The sequence below is a fragment of the Streptomyces sp. NPDC008086 genome, from assembly GCF_042957325.1.
Classification (GTDB): Bacteria; Actinomycetota; Actinomycetes; order Streptomycetales; family Streptomycetaceae; genus Streptomyces.
Map to the genome: position 1 here is coordinate 158009 of NZ_JBIBIA010000002.1, position 24411 is coordinate 182419.

20 protein-coding genes, 1 tRNA gene and 1 pseudogene are annotated in these 24411 nt (G+C 70.8%); 12 read left to right on the top strand and 10 right to left on the bottom strand.

What is annotated here, in order from left to right; genetic code table 11:
- Positions 1-19: 19 nt before the first annotated feature.
- Entirely contained in the window at positions 20-913 is an 894-nt protein-coding gene (gene nth / locus ACFZBP_RS06645; protein WP_391410593.1) for an endonuclease III, read from the bottom strand.
- 366 nt (positions 914-1279) lie between these two features.
- Between nth and ACFZBP_RS06650 the strand changes: the two genes are divergently transcribed.
- The 3 genes from ACFZBP_RS06650 (at position 1280) to ACFZBP_RS06660 (ending at position 4011) form a co-directional block, all read left to right on the top strand.
- Entirely contained in the window at positions 1280-1954 is a 675-nt protein-coding gene (locus ACFZBP_RS06650; RefSeq protein WP_030046018.1) for a Crp/Fnr family transcriptional regulator, read from the top strand.
- A 345-nt stretch (positions 1955-2299) separates the two neighbouring features.
- Positions 2300-3184 (top strand): NUDIX hydrolase, encoded by an 885-nt coding sequence (locus tag ACFZBP_RS06655; protein ID WP_391410595.1) that lies wholly within the window; start codon positions 2300-2302, stop codon positions 3182-3184.
- Complete coding sequence (locus ACFZBP_RS06660; protein WP_383449427.1) at positions 3181-4011, top strand: MBL fold metallo-hydrolase; 831 nt, start codon at positions 3181-3183, stop codon at positions 4009-4011. Before ACFZBP_RS06655 ends, ACFZBP_RS06660 begins: the two co-directional genes overlap by 4 nt.
- Before the next feature lie 69 nt (positions 4012-4080).
- Here ACFZBP_RS06660 and ACFZBP_RS06665 read toward each other — a convergent pair whose 3' ends face one another.
- Positions 4081-4548, bottom strand: coding sequence for a RidA family protein (locus tag ACFZBP_RS06665; protein WP_383449426.1), 468 nt, complete (start codon positions 4546-4548; stop codon positions 4081-4083).
- The gene (locus tag ACFZBP_RS06670; protein ID WP_003975360.1) at positions 4545-4706 is read right to left on the bottom strand and encodes a DUF4177 domain-containing protein; all 162 of its coding nucleotides are present in this window, start codon (positions 4704-4706) and stop codon (positions 4545-4547) included. Before ACFZBP_RS06670 ends, ACFZBP_RS06665 begins: the two co-directional genes overlap by 4 nt.
- A gap of 106 nt (positions 4707-4812) precedes the next feature.
- On the opposite strand from ACFZBP_RS06670, the gene ACFZBP_RS06675 reads away from it, so the two are divergent.
- Positions 4813-5790: an ArsA family ATPase gene (locus ACFZBP_RS06675; protein WP_383449425.1), complete on the top strand. Its 978-nt coding sequence runs from the start codon at positions 4813-4815 to the stop codon at positions 5788-5790.
- Positions 5791-5842: 52 nt separating this feature from the next.
- Positions 5843-7240: an ArsA-related P-loop ATPase gene (locus tag ACFZBP_RS06680; RefSeq protein WP_391410598.1), complete on the top strand. Its 1398-nt coding sequence runs from the start codon at positions 5843-5845 to the stop codon at positions 7238-7240.
- Positions 7241-7317: 77 nt separating this feature from the next.
- Here ACFZBP_RS06680 and wblA read toward each other — a convergent pair whose 3' ends face one another.
- Positions 7318-7656 carry a transcriptional regulator WblA gene (gene wblA / locus ACFZBP_RS06685; RefSeq protein WP_062697668.1) on the bottom strand — a complete coding sequence of 113 codons (339 nt, stop codon included), beginning with the start codon at positions 7654-7656 and terminating at the stop codon, positions 7318-7320.
- Between the two features lie 466 nt (positions 7657-8122).
- On the opposite strand from wblA, the gene ACFZBP_RS06690 reads away from it, so the two are divergent.
- The gene (locus ACFZBP_RS06690) at positions 8123-10414 is read left to right on the top strand and encodes a transglycosylase domain-containing protein (protein WP_391410601.1); all 2292 of its coding nucleotides are present in this window, start codon (positions 8123-8125) and stop codon (positions 10412-10414) included.
- Between the two features lie 206 nt (positions 10415-10620).
- On the opposite strand, the gene ACFZBP_RS06695 is transcribed toward ACFZBP_RS06690, so the two are convergent.
- Positions 10621-11085: a GatB/YqeY domain-containing protein gene (locus ACFZBP_RS06695; RefSeq protein WP_383449422.1), complete on the bottom strand. Its 465-nt coding sequence runs from the start codon at positions 11083-11085 to the stop codon at positions 10621-10623.
- 115 nt (positions 11086-11200) lie between these two features.
- Here ACFZBP_RS06695 and ACFZBP_RS06700 point away from each other — a divergent pair, with 115 nt between their 5' ends.
- From ACFZBP_RS06700 to ACFZBP_RS06710, 3 genes are all read left to right on the top strand, one after another.
- Positions 11201-12127: a metallophosphoesterase gene (locus tag ACFZBP_RS06700; protein WP_383449421.1), complete on the top strand. Its 927-nt coding sequence runs from the start codon at positions 11201-11203 to the stop codon at positions 12125-12127.
- Positions 12128-12243: 116 nt separating this feature from the next.
- The gene (locus ACFZBP_RS06705; RefSeq protein WP_391410604.1) at positions 12244-13053 is read left to right on the top strand and encodes a Pr6Pr family membrane protein; all 810 of its coding nucleotides are present in this window, start codon (positions 12244-12246) and stop codon (positions 13051-13053) included.
- Between the two features lie 33 nt (positions 13054-13086).
- Positions 13087-13160, top strand: a tRNA-Pro gene (locus ACFZBP_RS06710).
- A 90-nt stretch (positions 13161-13250) separates the two neighbouring features.
- On the opposite strand, the gene ACFZBP_RS06715 is transcribed toward ACFZBP_RS06710, so the two are convergent.
- Together ACFZBP_RS06715 and ACFZBP_RS06720 are read right to left on the bottom strand one after the other, a co-directional pair.
- Positions 13251-13577, bottom strand: coding sequence for a plasmid stabilization protein (locus ACFZBP_RS06715; RefSeq protein WP_383449395.1), 327 nt, complete (start codon positions 13575-13577; stop codon positions 13251-13253).
- Between the two features lie 194 nt (positions 13578-13771).
- On the bottom strand, positions 13772-14731 hold the full coding sequence (locus ACFZBP_RS06720) for a hypothetical protein (RefSeq protein WP_391410606.1): 960 nt from the start codon (positions 14729-14731) through the stop codon (positions 13772-13774).
- Positions 14732-15447: 716 nt separating this feature from the next.
- Between ACFZBP_RS06720 and ACFZBP_RS06725 the strand changes: the two genes are divergently transcribed.
- The 3 genes and pseudogenes from ACFZBP_RS06725 to ACFZBP_RS06735 all read left to right on the top strand — a co-directional run bounded on the left by ACFZBP_RS06725 (position 15448) and on the right by ACFZBP_RS06735 (position 21203).
- Positions 15448-19533 (top strand): AAA family ATPase, encoded by a 4086-nt coding sequence (locus ACFZBP_RS06725; RefSeq protein WP_391410608.1) that lies wholly within the window; start codon positions 15448-15450, stop codon positions 19531-19533.
- A gap of 270 nt (positions 19534-19803) precedes the next feature.
- A pseudogene (locus ACFZBP_RS06730) lies at positions 19804-20433 on the top strand (UTRA domain-containing protein); the annotation flags it as partial.
- Complete coding sequence (locus tag ACFZBP_RS06735; protein ID WP_383449392.1) at positions 20430-21203, top strand: glycosyltransferase family 2 protein; 774 nt, start codon at positions 20430-20432, stop codon at positions 21201-21203. The pseudogene ACFZBP_RS06730 and the gene ACFZBP_RS06735, both read left to right, overlap by 4 nt.
- 19 nt (positions 21204-21222) lie before the next feature.
- Here the strand turns inward: ACFZBP_RS06735 and ACFZBP_RS06740 are convergent, their stop codons facing one another.
- From ACFZBP_RS06740 to ACFZBP_RS06750, 3 genes are all read right to left on the bottom strand, one after another.
- Positions 21223-22443: an amidohydrolase family protein gene (locus ACFZBP_RS06740; RefSeq protein ID WP_062724032.1), complete on the bottom strand. Its 1221-nt coding sequence runs from the start codon at positions 22441-22443 to the stop codon at positions 21223-21225.
- A gap of 77 nt (positions 22444-22520) precedes the next feature.
- Positions 22521-23291 carry a TIGR03943 family putative permease subunit gene (locus ACFZBP_RS06745; protein ID WP_391411589.1) on the bottom strand — a complete coding sequence of 257 codons (771 nt, stop codon included), beginning with the start codon at positions 23289-23291 and terminating at the stop codon, positions 22521-22523.
- Positions 23288-24310, bottom strand: coding sequence for a permease (locus ACFZBP_RS06750; protein WP_391410611.1), 1023 nt, complete (start codon positions 24308-24310; stop codon positions 23288-23290). Before ACFZBP_RS06750 ends, ACFZBP_RS06745 begins: the two co-directional genes overlap by 4 nt.
- Between the last annotated feature and the right edge of the window lie 101 nt (positions 24311-24411).

The following is a 24411-nucleotide window of genomic DNA, read 5'->3' on the forward strand; positions in this document are numbered from 1 at the left end:
TCCGCCCCGGCCGCTGCGATCATCCGGCCCCCAGCGGCGGGGCCGCCTTGCCACCCGCGTCCAGGTAGGACTTCGGCGGATTCAGCCGCTGCCCGGGGAAGCCGCCCTTCTCGTACTTGAGGAGCTTCTTCGCCTTCTCCGGGTCCGTCTCGCCCTCGCCGTACGCCGGGCAGAGCGGCGCGATGGGGCAGGCGCCGCAGGCGGGCTTGCGGGCGTGGCAGATACGGCGGCCGTGCCAGATCACATGGTGCGAGAGGTCCGTCCAGTCGCCCTTCGGGAACAGGGCGCCGATCTCGGCCTCGATCTTGTCGGGGTCCGTCTGCGCGGTCCACTGCCAGCGCCGCACGAGCCGCTGGAAGTGCGTGTCCACGGTGATCCCGGGCCGGCCGAAGGCGTTGCCGAGCACGACGAAGGCCGTCTTGCGCCCGACGCCGGGCAGCTTGACCAGGTCCTCCAGCCGCCCCGGAACCTCGCCGCCGTGGTTCTCGACCAGCGCCTTCGACAGCCCCATGACCGACTTGGTCTTGGCCCGGAAGAAACCGCACGGACGGAGGATCTCCTCGACCTCCTCCGGATCGGCGACGGCCAGGTCCTCGGGGGTCGGGTACTTGGCGAAGAGCGCCGGGGTCGTCTGGTTGACCCGCAGATCGGTGGTCTGCGCGGACAGCACCGTGGCGACCAGCAGCTGGAACGAGTTGTCGAAGTCCAGTTCGGGGTGGGCGTACGGATAGACCTCGGCGAGCTCGCGATTGATCCGCCGGGCACGTCTGACGAGGGCGGTGCGGGACTCACCCGCAGGAGGCTTGGCGGCGACGGTCTTGACGGCAGACGCGCCCTTCACCGCGACGGCGGCCTTCTCCGGCGCGATGACGGGCTTCTTCTTGATCGCCTTCTTCGCACTCGCCTTCTTCACCGCCGATTTCCCGCCACCAGCAGCCACCGCACCGACCTCACTCTTCGCCGCTTTCGTCCCTTTCCTGCCACCACCAGGGTCCTGTTCGCCCACAGCGGAATCCCGACGTACAACCACCCGCCCAGCCCCCTTGGCCTGTGCTCTCACCGGCGATTTGGACACTCGGCCAGCCTAAAGCCCGACACTGACATCCGCCCCGGACCCTGAAGATCGGCCCCCAATTGGACCCCTGCCGCTTACCTCGGGACATGTGTGCGGCATCCTTGTGACAGATCACACTGTTTGGACCGTCCGGCAAAATGGGGAGCACGGTCCCCTGGTACGCAGGGGAAAGATCCCCTGAGCAGGTCGACAAGGAGAGAACTCGTGGACGACCCTCTGCGGCGCAATCCGCTCTTCGCGGCTCTCGACGACGAGCAGTCCGCGGAACTGCGCGCCTCCATGAGTGAGGTGACCCTCGCCCGTGGCGACTCTCTGTTCCACGAGGGCGACCCCGGCGACCGGCTCTACGTGGTCACCGAGGGCAAGGTCAAGCTCCACCGCACGTCTCCCGACGGCCGCGAGAACATGCTCGCCGTCGTCGGCCCCGGAGAGCTCATCGGCGAGCTGTCCCTGTTCGACCCGGGCCCGCGCACGGCGACCGCCACCGCGCTGACCGAGGTCAAGCTGCTCGGCCTCGGCCACGGCGACCTCCAGCCCTGGCTGAACGCCCGCCCCGAGGTGGCCACCGCCCTCCTGCGCGCCGTGGCCCGCCGGCTGCGCCGCACCAACGACGCGATGTCCGACCTCGTCTTCTCGGACGTCCCCGGCCGCGTGGCCCGCGCACTCCTGGACCTCTCCCGCCGCTTCGGCGTGCAGTCCGAAGAGGGCATCCACGTGGTCCACGACCTCACCCAGGAAGAGCTGGCCCAGCTGGTCGGCGCCTCCCGCGAGACGGTCAACAAGGCCCTGGCGGACTTCGCCCAGCGCGGCTGGCTCCGCCTGGAGGCCCGCGCGGTGATCCTCCTCGACGTAGAACGCCTGGCCAAGCGCTCACGCTAGCCACAATCACCCCCCGGGGGCCCCACCTCACCAAGAGGCGGGGCCCCGCTTCTGTCTGTCGAGCGGGCCACCCCCACGGCGCGCCAGCCGCGTACGGCGGCAAGGGACCTGCCGGGGGGTGTCCGCCCGCAGCGGCGGGCATCAACGCACAGCACTTCTCAAGACAACCGATCCGCCCGACCGAGGACGGACACCCCCCGGCACGTCCCCGACCCCTCTCCGCACCCAAGGCGCTACCTGAACCCCCACCGAACCGCAACGGGCCGCCGCAGGCACCCCGCCCCCACCACCCGCACACCCAGACCACCCCTCGAACATCCACGCACCACGAGATAGCCTCCGCCCATGGCAAACGGGCAGTGGTACCCACCGGAATGGCCGGACCGCATCCGCGCACTGGCGGACGGAAGCCTCACCCCCGTAGCCCCGAAACGAGCGGCCACAGTCATGCTGCTCAAGGACGCCGACCCCGGCACCACCACCGCCCCCGGCCCCGCGGTCCACATGCTGCGCCGCCGAGCGAGCATGGCCTTCGCGGCCGGCGCCTACGCCTACCCCGGCGGCGGCGTGGACCCGCGCGACGAGCACCCGATCCGCTGGGCGGGCCCCACGCGCGCGTGGTGGTCGGAACGGCTGGGCGTCGACGAGGCCACAGCCCAGGCGATCGTCTGCGCGGCCGTGCGCGAGACGTACGAGGAGGCAGGGGTCCTGCTGGCCGGCCCCACCCCCGACTCCGTCGTGGGCGACACCACCGGCGAGGACTGGGAGGCGGACCGCGCCGCCCTCGTCACCCGCGACCTGTCGTTCGCCGAGTTCCTGGACCGCCGCGGCCTGGCGCTGCGCTCGGACCTCCTGGGCGCCTGGACCCGCTGGATCACCCCGGAGTTCGAACCCCGCCGCTACGACACGTGGTTCTTCGTCGCCACCCTCCCGAAGGGCCAGCGCACCCGCAACGCCTCCACGGAGGCCGACCGCACGGTGTGGATCCGCCCCGCGGACGCCGCCGCCTCGTACGACAAGGGCGAGCTGCTGATGATGCCGCCCACCATCGCGACGCTCCGTCAGCTGACCCCGTACGACAGCGCAGCCCAGGCCCTCGCGGCCGCCCCCGCCCGCGACCTCACCCCCGTCCTGGCCCAGGCCCGCCTGGAGGACGGCGAGATCGTGCTCTCCTGGCCCGGCCACGACGAGTTCACCAAGCACATCCCGACCGACGGAGCCCCGGCATGACGGACGCAGCAGCCCTCCCCGGCCAGCCGCGAGGCGCGGTCCTCTCCGGCCCGGCCACCCCCCGCGCCGTCAACGTCCTCGCCCCCAACCCCTCCGCGATGACCCTGGACGGCACCAACACCTGGCTCCTGTCCGAGCCGGACTCGGACCTGGCGGTGGTCGTCGACCCCGGCCCGCTGGACGAGGGTCACCTGCGCAACGTCGTCGCGACGGCCGAGCAGGCCGGCAAGCGCATCGCCCTCACCCTGCTCACCCACGGCCACCCGGACCATGCCGAGGGCGCCGTACGCTTCGCCGAACTGACCGGCACACGCGTGCGTGCCCTCGACCCGGCGCTGCGCCTCGGCGACGAGGGACTGGCCGCCGGGGACGTGATCGGCGTCGGCGGACTGGAACTACGCGTCGTACCGACGCCCGGCCACACCGCCGACTCGCTCTGCTTCCACGTCCCGGCGGACCGCGCCGTGGTCACCGGTGACACGATCCTGGGCCGCGGCACGACGGTCGTGGCGCATCCCGACGGCCGCCTCGGCGACTACCTGGACTCGCTGCGGCGGCTCAGGTCCCTCACGGTCGACGACGGCGTCCACACCGTCCTGCCGGGCCACGGCCCCGTCCTGGAGGACGCCCAGGGCGCCGTCGAGTTCTACCTCGCCCACCGCGCCCACCGCCTTGCCCAGGTCGAGACGGCCGTGGAGGACGGTTACGGCTCACCGGCCGATGTGGTCGCCCACGTGTACGCGGACGTGGACCGCTCCCTGTGGCCGGCGGCGGAGCTGTCGGTCCGGGCGCAGCTGGACTACCTGGAGGAACACGGGCTCATCTAGCGCCGGTCAGACACGACTGCGGCCGTCGGCACCAGACGACCGGCACCAGACGACCGCACTGCCGAGGGCCTACGCCCCCGTCAGCTCCACCTGGACCTCGACCTCCACCGGCGCGTCCAACGGCAGCACGGCGACGCCCACCGCGCTGCGCGCGTGCACGCCCTTGTCGCCGAGGACCTCCGCGAGGAGCTCGCTGGCGCCGTTGAGGACACCCGGCTGCCCCGTGAAGTCGGAGGCCGACGCCACGAAGCCCACGACCTTCACCACGCGCGCGATGCGGTCAAGGTCGCCCGCCACCGACTTCACGGCGGCGAGGGCGTTGAGGGCGCAGATCCGGGCAAGGTCCTTGGCCTCCTCGGCGGTGACCTCGGCGCCCACCTTGCCGATGACCGGAAGCTTGCCCTCCACCATCGGCAGCTGCCCGGCGGTGTACACGTACACGCCCGACCGCACGGCCGGCTGGTACGCGGCCAGCGGAGGGACGACCTCCGGAAGCGTCAGGCCCAGCTCGGCGAGCTTCGCCTCGACGGCGCTCACGCCTGCTTCTCCCGCTTCAGGTAGGCCACGAGCTGCTCGGGGTTGTTCGGCCCGGGCACGACCTGGACGAGCTCCCAGCCGTCCTCGCCCCAGGTGTCCAGAATCTGCTTCGTGGCGTGGACGAGCAGCGGCACGGTTGCGTATTCCCACTTGGTCATGTGGCCGACTTTATCCGTTGCCCGCGGGGGGCCATGCGGCCGACCACGTCCAAGTTATCCACAGGCTGCCGCGTGACTCGTGCCGCGACTGGTTAGGCTCGAAGACGTGAGCAGGCTCCAGGTCGTCAGCGGCAAGGGCGGGACCGGAAAGACCACGGTCGCCGCCGCGCTCGCGCTCGCCCTCGCCACGGAGGGGAAGCGGACGCTTCTCGTCGAGGTCGAGGGCAGGCAGGGCATCGCGCAGCTCTTCGAGACAGAGGCGCTGCCTTACGAGGAGCGGAAGATCGCCGTCGCTCCAGGGGGCGGGGAGGTGTACGCCCTCGCCATCGACCCCGAACTGGCCCTTCTGGACTACCTCCAGATGTTCTACAAGATGGGCGGTGCGGGCCGGGCCCTGAAGAAGCTCGGCGCCATCGACTTCGCCACCACCATCGCCCCGGGCCTGCGTGACGTACTCCTCACCGGAAAAGCCTGTGAGGCCGTGCGCAGGAAGGACAAGGCCGGCCGGTTCGTCTACGACTACGTCGTCATGGACGCGCCGCCCACCGGCCGCATCACCCGCTTCCTGAACGTCAACGACGAGGTCGCCGGCCTCGCCAGGATCGGGCCGATACACAATCAGGCGCAGGCCGTGATGCGGGTGCTGAAGTCGTCCGAGACGGCCGTGCACCTGGTGACGCTGCTGGAGGAGATGCCCGTCCAGGAGACCGCGGACGGGATCGCCGAGCTGCGGTCGGCGCGGCTGCCGGTGGGCCGGATCATCGTGAACATGGTCCGGCCGGAGGTGTTGGACGCGGCCGATCTGGAACTCGTACGCAGTGTGCCGCGCGCCGCCGTCGCCAAGTCGCTGTCCTCGGCGGGGCTCGGCGGAGCGCGGCGCGGCGGGAACGCGGAGCGGCTGGTGGACCCGCTACTGACCCAGGCCGACGAGTACGCCGAGCGGTACACGCTGGAGCACGAGCAGCGGGCGGTCCTGACGGAGTTGGGGCTGCCGGTGCACGAACTGCCGCTGCTCGCCGAGGGCATGGACCTGGCGGGCCTGTACGAACTCGCGGGCGAGCTGCGGGAACAGGGCCTCACATGAGTCCGTTCACAAGTCGGGAGCCGTACGCGGTACGTCGGAAGCAGGGGATGTCATGAGTCGTCCGGAAGCGGCCAAGGCGCAGGACGCGACCCGCCACCACGCCCCGCACCTCTCCCCCTCGCGCGTCCTCGACCTCGACCCGCTGCTCGACGACCCGGAGACCCGCATCGTGGTGTGCTGCGGCTCGGGCGGCGTCGGCAAGACCACGACCGCGGCGGCGCTGGGGCTGCGGGCGGCCGAGCGCGGGCGCAAGGTCGTCGTGCTGACCATCGACCCGGCCCGTCGCCTCGCCCAGTCCATGGGCATCGACTCGCTGGACAACACCCCGCGCCGGGTGAAGGGCGTCGAGGGTGACGGCGAGCTGCACGCGATGATGCTCGACATGAAGCGCACCTTCGACGAGATCGTCGAGGCGCACGCGGACGGCGAGCGGGCGGCCGCGATCCTGGGCAACCCCTTCTACCAGTCGCTCTCGGCGGGCTTCGCGGGCACGCAGGAGTACATGGCGATGGAGAAGCTGGGCCAGCTGCGGGCCAAGGACGAGTGGGACCTGATCGTCGTCGACACGCCCCCGTCCCGCTCGGCGCTGGACTTCCTGGACGCGCCCAAGCGGCTCGGCTCGTTCCTGGACGGCAAGCTGATCCGCGTCCTGCTGGCCCCGGCGAAGGTGGGTGGGCGCGCGGGGATGAAGTTCCTGAACGTCGGCATGTCGATGATGACGGGCGCGCTCGGCAAGCTGCTCGGCGGGCAGCTGCTGAAGGACGTACAGACCTTCGTGGCCGCCATGGACTCGATGTTCGGCGGCTTCCGCACGCGCGCGGACGCCACGTACAAGCTGCTTCAGGCGCCCGGCACGGCGTTCCTGGTGGTGGCGGCACCGGAGCGGGACGCGCTGCGGGAGGCAGCGTACTTCGTGGAGCGGCTGGCCGCCGAGGACATGCCGCTGGCCGGTCTGGTGCTCAACCGTGTCCACGGCAGCGGCGCCGACCGGCTGTCCGCCGAGCGGGCGCTCGCCGCCGCGGAAAATCTTGAAGAGCCCCGCATTGTGGATCAGGAGGGCGGGAAAGCTGGACTTCGTAACTCCCCCGACACGTACGACAGTTCAGAATCGGCCGCTTCCGAGGCACCGGCTCCCGACGCAGGCTCCCCCGCCGCCACGGACCCCGAGCGCACCGCGGCCACCGACGGGCCGAAGTCCGTCACCCCACATGTGGAGCGGTCCGTCGACCAACTCACCGCAGGCCTGCTGAGGCTGCACGCCGAGCGGATGCGGCTGCTCTCCCGCGAGCAGCGCACGCGTGACCGCTTCACCGCGCTGCACCCCGAGGTGGCCGTCGCAGAAGTGGCCGCGCTGCCCGGCGATGTGCATGACCTCACGGGACTGCGGGACATCGGCGACCGGCTCGCGGCCCATCGGCCGGAGCTGCCCGACACCGCGATCGACGTCTGAGGTCGACGTCTGAGGCCGGAAGGAGTCCGAGGGAGTCCCGCGGGCCCCGCCCAGGGAGGCCCGGGAGTCCTGACCCCTCAGCTCACCGCCGCGTAGTTCTCGTACACCTCGTCGTCGTCGAGCGGCAGGATGCCCGCCCCCCGCTCGTACTCCGTGCGCGCCGTCTCCAGCAGCCGGCGCCAGGAGGTCACGGTGGGCCGCCTGCGCAGCAGTGCGCGGCGCTCGCGCTCCGTCATTCCTCCCCACACGCCGAACTCGACGCGGTTGTCCAGCGCGTCCGCCAGGCACTCCGTGCGCACCGGGCAGCCGGTGCACACCGCCTTGGCCCTGTTCTGCGCTGCTCCCTGAACGAACAGTTCATCCGGATCGGTAGTGCGGCAGGCCGCCTGCGCACTCCAGTCGACTACCCAGCCCATACCGGCGCCGTCCTCTCCCGAATCGAGGCTCCCCCACGGCGGCAGCGGCATATTCACCGCCGCCAGTTGAGGACGTTACGGAAGGTGGGCACAGCGCAACACCCCCTTCGGGCCCAATCTTGAATGGCCCGAACGGACTATGCGTAAGCGGCAGATCACCCGGGGGAGTGAGCTGGCGACATACATGACCTTCCCGGCAAACCGGGACAGTTCTGTTGAGTCACAACGGACGCCGGATGACACACAAGGCGGATTCGGACACGCGCCCACCAAAAAAGTGGGGAACCTCCGCAACGATTCGGGGTCGCCGGACGTATTGATACGTGGCCGCACTGCTGTGACAGTTGAGAGCAGCTTAGGCCAAGGCCTGCACGCCTGTCCGGCGAATGGGCTGCATCCATGAGGGAGCTCTGCCCGCGCACGGTCGGCCCTCGGTTCGCTCATCTCTACGGTTTAGGCTGCCCCCATGCCAAAGAAGCGCTCGGGCGGTGGTCTGTCGCCAACGCAACAGGCCGCCAAGTTCCTCGGTGTCAGTGTGCTCGCGGGAGCCGTGCTGGCCGGTATCGCACTGCCCGCCGTAGGCGCGCTGGGACTCGCGGCCAAGGGTTCGGTCGAGAGTTTCGACGAACTGCCGGCCAACCTCAAGACGCCACCGCTGAGCCAGCGCACCACGATCCTCGACGCCAAGGGCGGCACGCTCGCCACGGTCTACTCACGCGACCGTACGGTGGTCGACCTCAAGGACATCTCGCCGTACATGCAGAAGGCGATCGTCGCGATCGAGGACGCCCGCTTCTACCAGCACGGCGCGGTCGACCTGAAGGGCATCCTCCGTGCCCTCAACCGCAACGCGCAGAGCGGCGGGGTCAGTGAGGGCGCTTCGACGCTGACGCAGCAGTACGTGAAGAACGTCTTCGTCGAGGAGGCCGGCGACGACGCGACGAAGGTCCAGCAGGCCACCCAGCAGACCCTCGGCCGCAAGATCAAGGAGCTGAAGTACGCGATCCAGGTCGAGGAGGAGCTCGGCAAGAAGAAGATCCTCGAGAACTACCTGAACATCACGTTCTTCGGACAGCAGGCGTACGGCGTCGAGGCCGCCGCCCAGCGCTACTTCTCCAAGTCCGCCAAGGCCCTCAAGCTGCAGGAAGCCGCGCTGCTCGCCGGCATCGTCCAGTCGCCCAGCCGCTACGACCCGGTCAACGACGAGGCCGAGGCCACCAAGCGGCGCAACATCGTCCTGCAGCGCATGGCCGACCTCGGCGACGTCTCCCAGGCGGAGGCGGACAAGGCCAAGGACGCGCCGCTGGGCCTGAAGGTCAGCAAGCCCAAGAACGGCTGCATCACCGCGGTCAAGGGCGCCAGTTTCTTCTGCAAGTACGTCGAGCAGGTCTTCCTCGGCGACCCGGTCTTCGGCAAGAACCGCGAGGCCCGCGCCAAGATCTGGAACCAGGGCGGCCTGACCATCACGACGACCCTCGACCCGCAGTCCCAGGAATCGGTCCAGGCCTCGCTCAAGGAGCACGTCTACCAGGACGACAAGGTCGCCGCCGCGACCACCCTGGTCGAGCCCGGCACCGGCAAGATCCTCGGCATGGGCCAGTCGAAGCCGTACGGCTTCGGCAAGAACGAGACCGAGCTCAACTACTCCGTCGACAAGGCGTACGGCGGCTCGAACTTCGGCTTCCCGACCGGTTCGACGTTCAAGCCGTTCGTCGCGGCGGCCGCGCTGGAGGAGGGCCGGCCGCCGACGCAGGAGTACTCGTCGCCGTACCAGATGGAGTACCCGAGCCCCGTCCAGAGGTGTGACAGCTCGCCGTGGACGAACCTGAAGGGCGAGCCGGTGGAGAACGAGAGCGAGTCGGAGCGCGGCCCCTACCGTCTGAAGAAGGCGATGGAGCTGTCGGTCAACACCTACTTCGTGCAGATGGTCGCCGACATCGGCCTGTGCCCGGTGGTCAACATCACCGACAAGCTGCAGGTCCGGCAGGGCAACGGGGACAAGCTCCCGGAAACCCCCGCCATCACCCTCGGCTCGGTGGGCCTCTCCCCGCTGACCATGGCGAGCGCGTACGCCGCCTTCGCCTCCCGGGGCATGTACTGCACGCCGATCGCCATCGAGTCGATCTCGCAGAAGGTCGGCGGCCAGCAGAAGTCCCTGGAGGTCCCGAAGTCGACCTGCTCGCGCGCCATGTCCGAGCAGACCGCGGACACCATCAACAACCTGCTCCAGGGCGTGGTCGACTCCGGTACCGGCAAGGAGGCCGGTCTCACCGACCGCGACAGCGCCGGCAAGACCGGTACGACGGACGAGCGCCGCAACGCCTGGTTCGTCGGCTACACGCCGAACCTCTCGGGCGCCGTCTGGGTCGGCAGCGCCACCCAGAAGGTCAAGATGCGCAACATCTACATCGGCGGCGTGTACAACGACCTGGTCTACGGCGGCCGCGTCCCCGGCCCGATCTGGCGCGACGCCATGATCGGCGCCCTCGACGGCAAGCCCGTGGAGAACTTCAAGCGCGTGCACATCCCGGACGACGAGGACAAGGGCCGGGGTGACGACGACGGCGACGACAACGGCAACGACGACGGGAACAACGGCGACGACGGCGGCCTCATCGGCGGTCTGATCGGCGGCGGGGACACCGGCGGGAACAACGGCGGCGCCGACGGCGGCAGCTTCCCGACGCCGACCTTCTCGATCCCCGAGGGCTGGTGGCAGGGTCAGTCGAACGGGAACGGCAACGGGGGCCGCGGCTGAGCCGGCGAAGCGGCCCGGTCCGCCCGGTCCGCCCGGCCCGACGGCCGGGGTGACATGGAAAACGGCCCCTGTCCCCCTCGTACGAACGAAGGGGGCAGGGGCCGCTGCCGTTTCCGCGGGACCGCTCGGCGGATGGGCCGCTGGCCGATGGCCCGCCGGGCGGATGGGCCGTTGGCGGATGGCCCGCCAAGCCCGCTACCTGAGCGTCAGCCCGCGAGCAGCTTCTTGACGGCCGCGGCGACCCGGCCACCCTCGGCGAGCCCGGCGACCTTCGGGTTCACGATCTTCATGACGGCACCCATGGCCCGCGGGCCCTCGGCGCCGGCCGCCCTGGCCTCCTCGACGGCCTGGGCGACGATGTCGTTCAGCTCGTCGTCGCTGAGCTGCTTCGGCAGGTACGTGGCGAGGACCTCGCCCTCCGCCTTCTCCCGCTCGGCCTGCTCGGCACGCCCACCCTGCGCGAACGCCTCGGCCGCCTCACGGCGCTTCTTCGCCTCGCGGGTGATCACCTTCTGCACCTCGTCGTCGGAGAGCTCGCGCTTCTCCTTGCCCGCGACCTCCTCCTTGGTGATCGCGGCGAGCGTCAGCCGGAGCGTCGAGGAGCGGAGCTCGTCGCGCTCCTTGATCGCGGCGTTGAGGTCTTCCTGAAGCTTCGACTTGAGCGTGGTCATGGGGTGATTGTCGCAGGTGTGGGGAGCGGAACGCCCGTTGATTTCAAGGGGGGTGCGGGGAGTGCGCCGACGCTGCCCGGTACGTGGCCCTCCCCCGGTCTGACACGATGGTCGTATGCGTGCGCGATACGGAGTACCCCTGGGAATCACGGCGGTTGGCGCCGCCGGTCTGCTGTACTCGGCGGGTTTCGAGGCCCGTTCCTTCCGTCTGCGACGGGTAACGATCCCCGTGCTGCCCGCGGGGATGCGTCCGCTGCGTGTGCTCCAGGTCTCCGACATCCACATGGTCGGCGGCCAGCGCAAGAAGCAGCGCTGGCTGCGCTCGCTGGCCGGTCTGCGCCCCGACTTCGTGATCAACACCGGCGACAACCTGTCCGACCCGGAGGGTGTGCCGGAGGTGCTGGACGCGCTGGGTCCGTTGATGGAGTTCCCGGGCGCGTACGTCTTCGGTTCCAATGACTACTACGGCCCCAAGCTGCGCAACCCCGCCCGCTACCTGCTGGAGAAGACCCAGGGCCGCCACGGCCTGAACGGCAACCCGCCGGCGGTCGGCGCGATCCACAACCCGTGGGAGGAGCTGCGGGACGGTTTCGACGCGGCGGGCTGGCTGAATCTGACGAACACGCGGGGGACGCTCAAGGTCGAGGGCGTCTCCGTGGAGCTCACCGGCCTGGACGACCCGCACATCAAGAGGGACCGCTACCAGCAGGTGGCGGGCGGCCCGTCCGGCGCCGCGGACTTCGCGATGGGCGTGGTGCACGCGCCGTACCTGCGCGTCCTGGACGCGTACACGGCCGACGACTACCCCCTGGTCCTGGCCGGCCACACCCACGGCGGCCAGCTCTGCATCCCCTTCTACGGCGCCCTGGTCACCAACTGCGACCTGGACACGGACCGGGTGAAGGGCCTGTCCACGCACACGGCGGAGGGCCGTACCTCCTACTTGCACGTCTCGGCAGGCTGCGGCACGAACCGCTATACGCCGTTCCGGTTCGCGTGCCCGCCGGAGGCTACGTTGCTGACGTTGGTGGGGCGGGAGTAGGAGAGCGGGGGGAGCCGACGCGGTCCCGGGACGGGACGTAACCCTGTCCCCCTCCCCCTTAACCCAGACAGACCACCCATATCGCCCGTTTCGCCCACCCTGCTTAGCGTGAGGGCATGACCGCCCCGATACCCAGGGACATCCCGGACCTCCCCGCGATACCGGGCATCCCCGTGCTGCTGCCCTCCCACGTCCCCGCCTCGGCGGTGGTACCCCCCGTACGCCGCCCCCTGGCCGCCACGTACCGTCTGCTGGTCGCCCTGATCGCGGCGGGAGCGGTGTCGGTCGAACTGGCCCTCGGCAGCCCTCTGCGCACCTTGAGCCACTTCGCGATCCAGAGCAACATCCTGCTGGCCGTCGTCCTCGCCCTCTCGGCCCGCCGCGCCGGGACCGCCCGCCGGCCCCTCCCGTCCGCGCTGACGGGCGCCACGCTGCTCTACGTGATCGTCACGGGCCTCACCTACCACGTGCTCCTGGCCAACGAGGCGAGCCCCTACATGCTGTCCGGCGTCCTCACCGGCGAGGCCGCCGGCCCCACGGGCTGGCACGCGATCACGACCCAGGTCCTGCACACGGCGACGCCCATCGCGGCCCTGCTGGACTGGCTGCTCCTGACGGCCCCGGGCCGACTGCACCTCCGTCCGGCGGCGACCTGGATGATCTACCCGCTCACCTACCTGACGTTCACCCTGGTCCGCGGCGAACTGCTCCTCCCCGGCACGCCGGGCCGCTACCTCTACCCCTTCCTCGACGTGGCCCACCACGGCTACCGCAGCATCCTGGCGAACGCCCTCCTCATCGGCCTCACCAGCTACGCCCTGGCCATCCTCCTCGTGGCCCTCGACCACGCCCGCCCCAACCCACTCCGCCACCGCCTGCGCCACCGCGCCAAAACCGGATTTCGTCTCCAGCCACCGGTGGGCTAAAGTAAACGACGTCGCCGCGACAAGCAGTGACATCGGGGTGTAGCGCAGCTTGGCAGCGCGCTTCGTTCGGGACGAAGAGGTCGTGGGTTCAAATCCCGCCACCCCGACAGTGAAGTACCAGGTCAGGGGCCTGATCCAGTGAATGGATCAGGCCCCTGAGTGGTTTCTGGACCGGCCCTTCTGTTGCCCGCAGCCCATCAGCGGCCGAGCGCGTTCTCCAACTGCTTCTTGCTCATCGAGGACCTGCCCTGGATGTCACGCTTCTTGGCCTCCTGGTACAGCTGGTCCTTGGTCGGTCCCTGCGAGCCGCTGTGCGAGCGCTGGCCACCGCGCTGGGACGCCGACTTCGGGTCACGGATCGAGGTCTTGCTCGCGGACTTCGACTCGCCCGACCTGGCGCGTTCCTTGTTGACCGTGCGTGCGGCGATCTCCTTGGCCCGCTTCGTGGACTCCCCGCGGTCCTGGGCGCTCTTCTTGACATGTTCGTACTGGCGCTCCCGCTTGGAGCTCGATCCAGCCGGCATGGTGCCTCTCCTTCCGCGCACGGCGCTCATACGGTGTCGTGCCTGATCACTCGTACGTCGTTCGGTCGACGAGTTCCCCCGAGGGCCCTTCCGAAGCGCGCGACCGGCGTGCCGACGGGCTGAAACAGCGGTGGGGTGAAGGTCCTGGAGGACCTTCACCCCACCGCCTGGGAGAGGATGGATCGCACCGCGCCTCAGGCGACCGGGGCGTCCACGGCCGGGGCGTCCTCGACCGGGGCCTCGTCCACCGGGGCGTCGTCGGCCGGGGCGTCGTCAGCCGGGGCCTCCTCGACCGGGGCCTCGTCGACCGGGGCGTCCTCCGCCGGGGCCTCCTCGACCGGGGCGTCCTCCGCCGGGGCCTCGTCAGCCGGGGCGTCCTCCGCGGGCTCCTCCTCCACGGGGGCTTCGTCGGCGGGCTCGTCCTCAGCGGGGGCGTCCTCCGCCGGGGCCTCGTCAGCCGGCTCGTCCTCCGCCGGGGCCTCGTCAGCCGGCTCCTCCTCAGCCGGGGCCTCCTCCGCCGGCTCCTCCTCCTTGTTCTCGTCCTCCTTGTTCTCGTCCTCCTTGTTCTCGTCCTCCTTGTTCTCGTCCTCCTTGTTCTCCTCGTCCTTGTTCTTGTCCTCGTCCTTCTTGTCCTCGTCCTTCTTGTCCTCCTTCTCCATCTCCTCGACCTTCTTCTCGTCCTTGAACTGGTTGTTGTTGTTGATGTTGATATTGATGTTGATGATGTTGATGTTGTTCTGGACGAAGAAGTTGCCCTTGTTGTGACTCTCGACGAAGTAACGGGGGTGGCCGTCCTTCATCGCGTAGAAGCAGTCGTGGTGGTCGTCCCAGTAGAACTTGATTTCCTTCCACCAGCACGAGTACTTCCCGTCCTTGTCCTCCTTGAAGTGCTCCTTGTAGTACTTCTTGTCCCAGCAGTACTTCTTCTTGTCCTTCTTCTTGTCCTTCTTGCCCTTCCCCTTGTGCTTGTCCTTGCCCTTACCCTTCTGCTCCAGGGTCTTTGTCACGCCCGTGTCGGGCATCGTGGTCGCCGATGCCGCGCTGGCCGGGAGGATCACGGCGCCGCCGATCACTACGGCGGATGCGGTCAGGGTTGCCAGGCCCAGGGCTCGCTTGCCAACGACGCCGTCACGCTTGCGGGTAATGCGGTTCATGGTTTTCTCCTCGTGAAGTGAAAGGCGCTTTTCTCGCGCCCCGGGGCCTCGGTCTCTTTGCGGTGTTTCCGGTGAGGCCCGCACTTCAATGAAGCCGGAATTCCGGAGCTGGGTCATGTTCCGAAGGCTCGGGACTTGACGGAGGAGGAAAAGGTGCGTAAAAGGTGGCCTCGCTCAGCACGTCACCTCGGCGATCGAGCTGGACGGCGCGCACGGGCGCTGCGTCGCGCCGATCACACACTTCGGAATCGTCGGAACCGACGCGCACACGGCGTGGAAACAGCTCGCGGCATCGCTGCCGGGCGGCTAGGCGGCGCGGGAGACAACCTCTGGCGGGCTTACCGCGTCGTCCGGCACCGGTCCCTCCCCTCGTGGGGACCGGTGCCGGACGGCGGCGAGGTGTCGATCCGTGCTGTCCCGTGCGGACGGGTCAGCGCGGATCGAGCGGGACTCGGGCGGCGCCGGGTGCGGGTGACGGTTGCGGAAGGTGAACCCGCGGAAGGTGTCCGAGAACATGCGGCGCCATGAGTGGTCTCTCCGGGCTCTGGGCTGGTGGCCTGCCTGGGTGACGCGCGGGAGGTGCGCACTGCCGTCGTGATCCTGCCAGTGAAGGGCTGGCAGGAGGAGCATCCGGTCTCCGGAGGCCACTCTTACCGCAGGTCAGCCGTATAAAGTGAGTTTTCCGGTCCGGATGTCCAGGTGCGGCGGAGTAAGGAGTGGAGGCCTTGAGTTCCGACTCGGCGGCGCGCACAGCCTTCGCGGAACGGCTTGCGCTGCTGTACAAGGAGGCCGGCAACCCTCCCCTCAAGAGCGTGGCCGAGGCGGTCGTCCGACTTCAGCGGATGGACGAGCGGGGGCGACCCGTACGGGTGTCCGCGCAGCGGATCAGTGACTGGCGGCGGGCCAGGAACGTGCCCGCGCAGTTCGCCGCGCTGTCGGCCGTCCTGCAGGTCCTGATCCCGCAGGCCCGCCGCGCCCGGCCGGCGCCCGTCTCCGCCGGACTGTACGACCTGGGCCAGTGGCAGCGCCTGTGGGAGCGGGCGACGTCCGGGGAAGACGAGGAGCAGACCCCGGTCGAGGCCTCTGCCGTGGCGGGCGGGGTGTGTCCGTATCGGGGGCTGGCCTCGTACCGGCAGGAGGACGCCCGCTGGTTCTTCGGCCGGGAGCGCAGCACCGACACCCTGGTCGCCCAGCTCCGTGCCGTGGAGAAGTCCGGCGGCCTCGTGATGCTCGTCGGCGCCTCGGGCGCCGGGAAGTCCTCCCTGCTGAACGCCGGTCTGGTACCCGCCCTGCGGAACGGCGCGCTGGGCCGGGAGAACGGCGGCCCGGCCGGCCCGGTGGTGCAGCTGGTGCCGGGCGCCGATCCGCTGGGCGAACTGACCCGCCGCGTACCGGAACTCGCGGAGGTCGTCTCCACCTCCGGGCCGAGAGCGTCGGAGGGCTCAGGGGGCGCCGGGGAGTCGGGCGAGCCGGACGCCGCGAGCGGTCCCGAGGGGCCGGGCGGCCTCCACGGGACGTACGAGACCCGCGCCGACGCCCCCGACCTCGCGCACGCCACCCGCACGGCCGTCCTCGCCTGGGCCCGGCGCGAGGCCTCCCCCGCCACCGCTCCGGCCACCCCGCCGGTCCTGATCGTCGACCAGTTCGAGGAGACCTTCACCCTCTGCCCCGACGAAGCCGACCGCCGTACCTTCATCCAGCTCCTCCACGCCGCCTGCACCCCCGCTGAGCCCGGCGACCTCCCGCCCGTCCTCGTCGTCCTCGGCATCCGTGCCGACTTCTACGAGCAGTGCCTGGCCCACGCCGAGCTGGCAGACGCCTTGCAGCACCGGCACATGGTCCTCGGCCCGCTGACCACGCCGGAACTGCGGGAGGCGGTGACCGGGCCGGCGAAGGCGGTCGGGCTGGAGCTGGAGCCGGGACTGGCGGAGCTGATCGTGCGGGAGGTGAGCGCCGACGGGCCGCGCGGGACGCATGACGCGGGGGTGCTGCCGCTGCTGTCGCACGCGCTGCTCGCCACCTGGCAGCGGCGCAAGGCCGGGCGGCTGACGCTGGCCGGGTATCGCGCGGCCGGCGGGATCCAGGGTGCCGTCGCCGCCACCGCCGAGCGCGCCTGGTCCGGCCTCGACCCGGCGGCCCGGACCGCGGCGCGGCTGCTGCTGCTCCGGCTGGTCCGGCTCGGCGAGGACACCCAGGCGACCCGGCGGCGCGGGACGCGTCGGCAGCTGGCGGCGGAGTCGACGGACCCCGGCAAGACTGAGGAGTCCCTCGAGGCGCTGGTGCGGGCCCGGCTGGTGACGCTGGACGCGGAGACCGTGGAGATCACCCACGAGGCGCTGCTGCACGCCTGGCCCCGGCTGCGGGACTGGATCGACGAGGACCGGCAGGGCAACCTGCTGCGCCAGCGGCTGGAGGAGGACGGCCGGGCCTGGGAGGGCTCGAACCGCGACTCGTCGCTGCTGTACCGGGGGTCCCGGCTGGAGCAGGCCCACGGCTGGGCGCGCTCGGCCGGGGACATCTTCCTGACCCGGAGCGCGGTGGAGTTCCTCGCCGCCTCGGTCCGGTTGCGCCGGCGCACGGTGTGGATCATGCGCAGCGCGGTCGCGGCGCTCGTCGCGTTGGCGATGCTGGCCGTGGGTGCGGCGGTGGTCGCCTGGCAGCAGCGGGACGACGCCATGTTCGCGCAGGTCCTCGCCGAGGCCGACCGGTTCCAGTACACCGACCCGTCGTTGTCCGCCCAGCTCGACCTGGTCGCCCACCGGCTGCGCCCGGACGACGAGGACGCCACCAGCCGGCTGATCTCGATCGTGAACGCGCCGCTGGCCACACCCCTGCTCGGCCACACCGGAGCCGTGTACCTGACCACGTTCAGTCCGAACGGCAAGCTCCTGGCCACCGCCAGCTACGACCGGACCGTACGGCTGTGGGACGTGTCCGACCCGGAACGCCCCCAGCCGCTGGGCAAGCCGCTGGCCGGGCACAGGAGCTGGGTGAGCAGCGCCGTCTTCAGCCCGGACGGCCGTACCCTGGCCAGCGCCTCGGACGACGGCACGGTACGGCTGTGGGACGTGCGGGACCCGAGCCGGCCGCGGCCCCTCGCCTCACCCCTGACCGGGCACGACGGCACGATCTACCTGGTCGCCTTCAGCCCGGACGGCCGTACGCTCGCCTCCGTCAGCGAAGACCGCACCGTACGCCTGTGGGACGTGGCCGATCCGCGGCGGCCGAAGGCGCTCGCCACGCTGACCGGCGCGGAGGCCGCCGTGCGGTCCGTGGCGTTCAGCCCGGACGGTGACACGCTGGCGGCCGGGGGCGACGACAAGACGATCCGGCTCTGGGACGTGTCCGAACCGGGCCGGCCGCAGGCGCTTTCCACGCTGACCGGACACACCGCCCTGGTGCACTCCGTCGCGTTCAGCCCGGACGGCCGCACCCTCGCCAGCGGCAGCGCGGACGACACGATCCGGCTCTGGGACGTGACCGACCCGCGCCACGGCAGCCAACTCGGCGCCCCGCTGACCGGGCACACCGGACCGATCTGGTCGGTGGCCTTCAACCCGGCCGGCACGATGCTCGCCGCCGCCAGTGCCGACAGCACCGCGAGCCTGTGGAACGTCAGCGACCGCGCGTACCCCTCGCAGGTCGGCGAGCCCCTCGCGGGCGCCAGCGGGGAGATGTACGCACTCGGGTTCAGCCCCGACGGCCACACTCTGGCCACCGGCAGCGGCGACAGCAAGGTGCGGCTGTGGTCGATCCCGACGTCGGACATGATCGGCGGCAACGGGGCGTTCCGCCCGGACGGCAAGGTGCTCGCGACGGCCGCGCGCGACGGACGGATCCGGCTGTGGGACGTACGGCATCCGGCCCGGCCGGTGGCGCTGAGCAAGCCGTTCCTGCCCGGGGACACCGGTCAGCGCTCCCAGGTGTTCTCGCCCGACGGCAAGACGCTCGCGGTGACCACGGGCGAGCAGAGCGTGCGGCTGTGGAACGTCGCCGACCCCGCCCACCCGGCTCCCTACGACTCCCCGATCACGTTGCGCACCCGTTTCATGGGCCCCGACGCGCTGGCGTACAGCCCGGACGGGCGCACCCTGGCCACCGCCTACGACGAGCGCACCATCCGGCTGTGGGACGTCAGCGACCCCGCCCATGTCGTGCCGCTCGGCCCGCCCGTCACCGGGCACGGCGGCTACATCAACTCGCTCGCCTTCAGCCCGGACGGCCGCACCCTCGCCAGTGGCAGCGCGGACGCCACGATCCGGCTGTGGAAGGTGACCGACCCCCGCCGTCCCACCCTGCTCGGCACCCCGCTCACCGGTCACACCGGGCCGGTCAACGCGCTCGCCTACAGCCCGGACGGCCACACGCTGGCCAGCAGCAGCGACGACGACACCGTACGGCTGTGGGACGTCACCGACCCGAGCGCGGCGGCCCCGCACGGCGACCCGCTCAGCGGGCACACCGAGGCGGTCGTCTCCCTGACGTTCAGCAAGGGCGGGCGCTATCTGGCCAGTGGCGGCAACGACAACACGGTCCGGCTGTGGAACGTCGCCGACCCGTCCGGTGCCTCGCCCATCGGGCAGGCGATGAGCCCCAACGCCAAGACGGGCAACTTCTTGTCGTTCAGTCCCACGAGCCACATGCTCGGCGTCTCCAGCGGCACGGACACCGTCCGGCTGTGGAACCTGGACGTCGATCAGGCGGTCCGCCGTGTCTGCGGGACGACAGAGGGCGTGCTGACCCGGGAGAAGTGGCACGAGTACCTGCCCCGGCTGTCGTACGAGCCGCCGTGCGCCGAATAGCCCCGCACGGCGCGTGACCAGGCCGGGACGCTGTGATACGACAGGGGCTCGGCGGACAGCGGTTTCCGTGATCCCGATCACAACCCCTCCTCACAGCGGATCAGGCGGCTCCCGTGAGGCAGGCAGCCTTGTTACTGTGGGTGCAGCCCGATCGCTGGTGCATCCCCCGTCGCCAGCGATCGGGCCTTCTCATGCCCCCGGCCAGGAGTCGTGGGCGGCCGTGGGGAGTCGTACGCTGATCCTGTCCGACCCCGGACAACAAGCCGGTGACCGCCAGTGCCGAAGGCGTACGAAGTGATCACGGACGAACTGCGCAGCCCCCGCAGTGCGCTGCTCCGCGACAACCACCGGCACCAGTGGGAGAAGGACCGGGCCCGCCGCCCCCTCACCACGCGGGCCGCGACCGGGGCCACGGAACACGACTCGGGCCTGCGGGTCGGGGACCTCGTCTTCCACGCCCGCTACCGCGAGGTCCCCGCGCCCCCGCGACTCGCGGCCGTCTTCGGCGTACCGGAGGGCATCGTGCTGCTGGAGCGCACCTACCGGACGCGGTGCGCAGCCGAGAGCGCCCCGTTCAGCCTGGTGACGTCCTATCTGGTGCGGGAGATGATCGCCGCCAACCCCGAGCTGCTGGACGACGCCAACGAGCCCTGGCCGGGCGGCACCCAGAACCAGCTGTACACGGTCGGCATCGAGGTGGGCCGGGTCGAGGAACGGGTCACCGCGCGCCCGCCGACGCCGCGCGAGAGGCGGGAGCTGGAGCTGCCGCCGGGGACGTCGGTGATCCTGCTGCGCAAGACGTCGTACGACATCACGGACCGCGTCGTGGACCTCTCCGAGGTCACGCTGCCCGGCGACCGCGCCGAGCTGCTGTTCACCACGTCCCTGGAAAGGTGGTGAGCGCGTTCGTGACCCGGCGCATCACCGTAGTGACCGCTGTCCACGGCCCGTCGGCGGTGTTCCTGCCCGACGCCCACAAGTCGCTGCGCGAACAGCGGCTGCCGGCGGGCTGGGAGTGGCAGTGGGTGATCCAGGAGGACGGGCAGACGGACGCGGTGCGCCCCTACGTCCCCGACGACACGCGGGTGACCTTCCGTCAGGGCCGTCCCGGGGGCCCGGGCGTGGCGCGCACCATCGCGCTCGCGCACACCGAGGGCGAGTACGTGAAGATCCTGGACGCCGACGACCAGCTGACCCCGGGCGCGCTCGCCCGCGACCTCGCGGTCCTGGAGGCCGACCCCGCCGTCGGCTGGACCACCTCCCGGGTCCTGGACCTCCTGCCGGACGGCTCGACGGTGGGTTTCCCCGGCGACCCCGACGACGGGCCGGTCGAACCGGGCGCCGTCCTGGACTTCTGGACGGCGAACGACTTCCGCGCACCGGTCCATCCGGCGACCCTGTGCGTCCGCCGCGACCTGCTGCTCGCCCTCGGCGGCTGGATGGCCCTGCCCGCCTCCGAGGACACCGGTCTGCTGCTCGCGCTGAACTCCGTGAGCCGGGGCTGGTTCTCGGCGGAGGCGGGCCTGCTCTACCGCAAGTGGGACGGCCAGATGACCGGGCAGCCGGCCCACGTCGACCCGGCGGAGCGACGCGCCCGGATGGCCGTGGTGGAGGCGAGGGCCCGGGCGCTGACCTCCTTCGGGTGGCGCTGCCCGCCCGCCACCCGCTGAGGGCTCCTCCAGGCCCTCCTCAACGCCCCTGGTCGAAGGGCAGGTCGAGCATCCGGATCGCGTTCCCGCGCAGCAGCTTGTAGGCCACCTCGTCGGAGAGCCCGCCGACGTGCTCCTCGGCCACCCGCTTGGTCTCCGGCCAGGTCGAGTCGACGTGCGGATAGTCCGTCTCGAAGGTCGCGTTGTCCACGCCGACCGTCTCGATCGCCTCGATCCCGTGCTTGTCGCGGAAGAAGCAGCAGAAGATCTGCCGGTAGTAGTACGTCGACGGCGGTTCCGGGATCAGGTCCTTCACGCCGCCCCAGGCCCGGTGCTCCTCCCAGACGTCGTCCGCGCGCTCCAGGGCGTACGGGATCCAGCCCATCTGGCCTTCGCTGTAGGCGAGTTTCAGCCGGGGGAACTTCACGAGCACCCCGGAGAACAGGAAGTCCATCATCGACGCCATGGCGTTGTTGAAGGACAGGGACGCCTGGACGGCGGGTGGGGCGTCGGGTGAGGCGGCCGGCATCTGCGAGCTGCTGCCGATGTGCATGTTGACGACCGTGCCGGTCTCCTCGCAGGCCGCGAAGAACGGGTCCCAGTAGCCGGAGTGGATCGACGGCAGCCCGAGATAGGTGGGGATCTCGCTGAACGTCACCGCCCGCACCCCGCGCGCCGCGTTGCGGTGGATCTCCGCCACCGCGAGGTCGATGTCCCACAGGGGGATCAGACACAGCGGGATCAGCCGGCCGCCGCTGTCGCCGCACCACTCCTCGACCATCCAGTCGTTGTAGGCCCGCACACAGGCCAGCCCGACCTCCTTGTCCTTGGCCTCGGCGAAGGTCTGCCCGCAAAAGCGCGGGAAGGTCGGGAAGCAGAGCGAGGCCTCGACATGGTTGACGTCCATGTCCGCCAGCCGCGCCTTCGGATCCCAGCAGCCGCGCCGCATCTGCTCACGCGTGATCCCGTCGAGCGTCATCTCGTCCCGGGAGAACCCGACGGCCGCGATGATGCGCTTGTACGGGAAGAGGTCCCCCTCGTACTCCCACCAGTCGGTGATCTGACCGTCCGGGTCCGTGGTGAACCGGTACTTCCCGCCGACGTAGGCGAGTTCCCCGATCCCGGCGGTGAGGGGCTTCGGACCCCGGTCCCGGTACTTGGCCGGGAGCCAGGTCTCGAAGAGGTGCGCGGGCTCGATCACGTGATCGTCCACGCTGATGACCCTGGGCAGGTCCTTGGTGCCGCTCTCGGTACTGGCCACGCCACGCCTCCCGAATCTGACGGTCCATCAGATTCAGGGTAGGGGGCGTCCCCGGGGGCGGCAAGAGAGTGTCCTCGTCAGCTGTTCCAGCTCTCGTCGTACGGATCCGTCGGCTCCGGCACCGGCTCGGCCTCCGTGACCTCGATGAACGGGATCGGGCCGCCGTTGACCGGGTCCTCGGCGCGGCGCGGGGTGTAGGTGCCGGTGACCCGGAGCCAGGTGTCCGGTTGGAGGACCGGTGGGACCTGGCCGGTGAGGGCGACCTTGACCGGCTGGGCGTCGGCGGCGCAGCAGTTGAGGGCCATGCGGACGAGGTAGGGAGTGCCGTCGCGGTCCAGGGCCAGGAAGCCGGTGAGCCGGACGTGGCGGCCCCGCAGGGTGCGGCCGTGGTCGTAGACGGCACGGCCCGCGTAGTCGACGACGCTGAGCGGCAGGGGGTCGGCGGCCGGGAGGTCGGGGTAGGCGAGGGGCTCCTGGAGGGCCGTACCGGTGCGGGTGGCGCTGTAGGAGCCGAGGGCGGGCGGGGCGACGAGGATCAGGGCGAGGAGGGGGAGGACGAGGAGCCGGGCGACTCGGGGTTCGGGGTGGGTGTGGGCCGGGAGGTCTGAGTGGGCCCGGGATTCGGAGTGGGCGTGGCCCGGCTCCTCCCCGCCCCGCTTGTGCCGTCGCGCCTGCTTCCGCTCGTACCAGAGCGTCGCCACCGCCGCCGCGACCAGTACCGCGCCCGCCGCCAGCACCAACGGGCGCAGACCCTGTTTGACGTAGCGCAGATAGAGGTCCGTGCTGCCCGCGTGCAGCAGGGACGCGCCGAGCAGGAACAGGACTGCCGACTGCGCCTGGCGGTTCACAGGATCACCCATCCGGTCAGGACCGACACCGCCACGGCGAGCGTGAAGGTGGCCGGGGCGAAGCGCAGGGCGAAGGAACGGCCGAAGGTGCCCGCCTGCATCGCGAAGAGTTTGAGGTCGATCATCGGGCCGACGACGAGGAAGGTGAGCCGGGCCGTGAGCGAGAACTGGGACAGCGACGCCGCCACGAACGCGTCCGCCTCCGAGCAGATCGACAGCACCACCGCGAGGACCGCGAGGGCGAGGACCGACAGCACCGGGTTGTCCGCCGCGGCACGCAGCCAGCTCTCGGGGGTGACCGCCTTGAGGGTCGCCGCCGCCATCGCGCCGACCACCAGGAAGCCGCCGGCGTGCATCACGTCGTGCCGGACGGAGTTCCAGAACGCCTCGCCCTTGCCCTGCCCGTCGTGGGACGGGTGGGAGGGCGGCTTCAGCCAGTCGGAGCGGCCGAGGCGCAGCCACAGCCAGCCCATCGCGCAGGCCACCAGGAGACTCGCGACCAGTCGGGCGAGGACCATCTCCGGGTTTCCGGGGAAGGCGACGGCCGTCGCCGTCAGCACGATCGGGTTGATCGCGGGGGCGGACAGCAGGAACGCCAGCGCCGCGGCGGGCGTCACCCCGCGCCGGACCAGCGCCCCGGCCACCGGCACCGACGCACACTCACAGCCGGGCAGCACCGCGCCCGCCGCCGAGGCGACCGGGACGGCGAGCGCGGGGCGGCCGGGCAGGGCGCGAGCGAAGAAGGACGGCGGCACGAACACCGCGATGGCCGCCGAGAGCAGCACGCCCAGCACCAGGAAGGGCAGCGCCTGCACCATCACCGCGACGAACACCGTCGTCCAGCTCTGCATGACCGGTGCGGACAGCGCCCGGCGGATCGGGCTCTGGAGCAGCACCAGGACGACCATGAGCATGGTGAGGAGGAGCGGGGAGTCGAGGTGCCGGCCCTCCTGCCCGGCTCGCTCGGTCTCCGGCCCGGCCCCCTCGGTCTTCTGCGGGGCCGCTTTGGTGATCGCCACGGGCGAGGTACCTCCGGTGGTGCGGTAGGGCGCTGGTTTCCCTCCCCTCCGGTACGGGCGGCCGGGCGGGAGTGTTCAGTCGAGGAGGTTCGGGGGAGGTT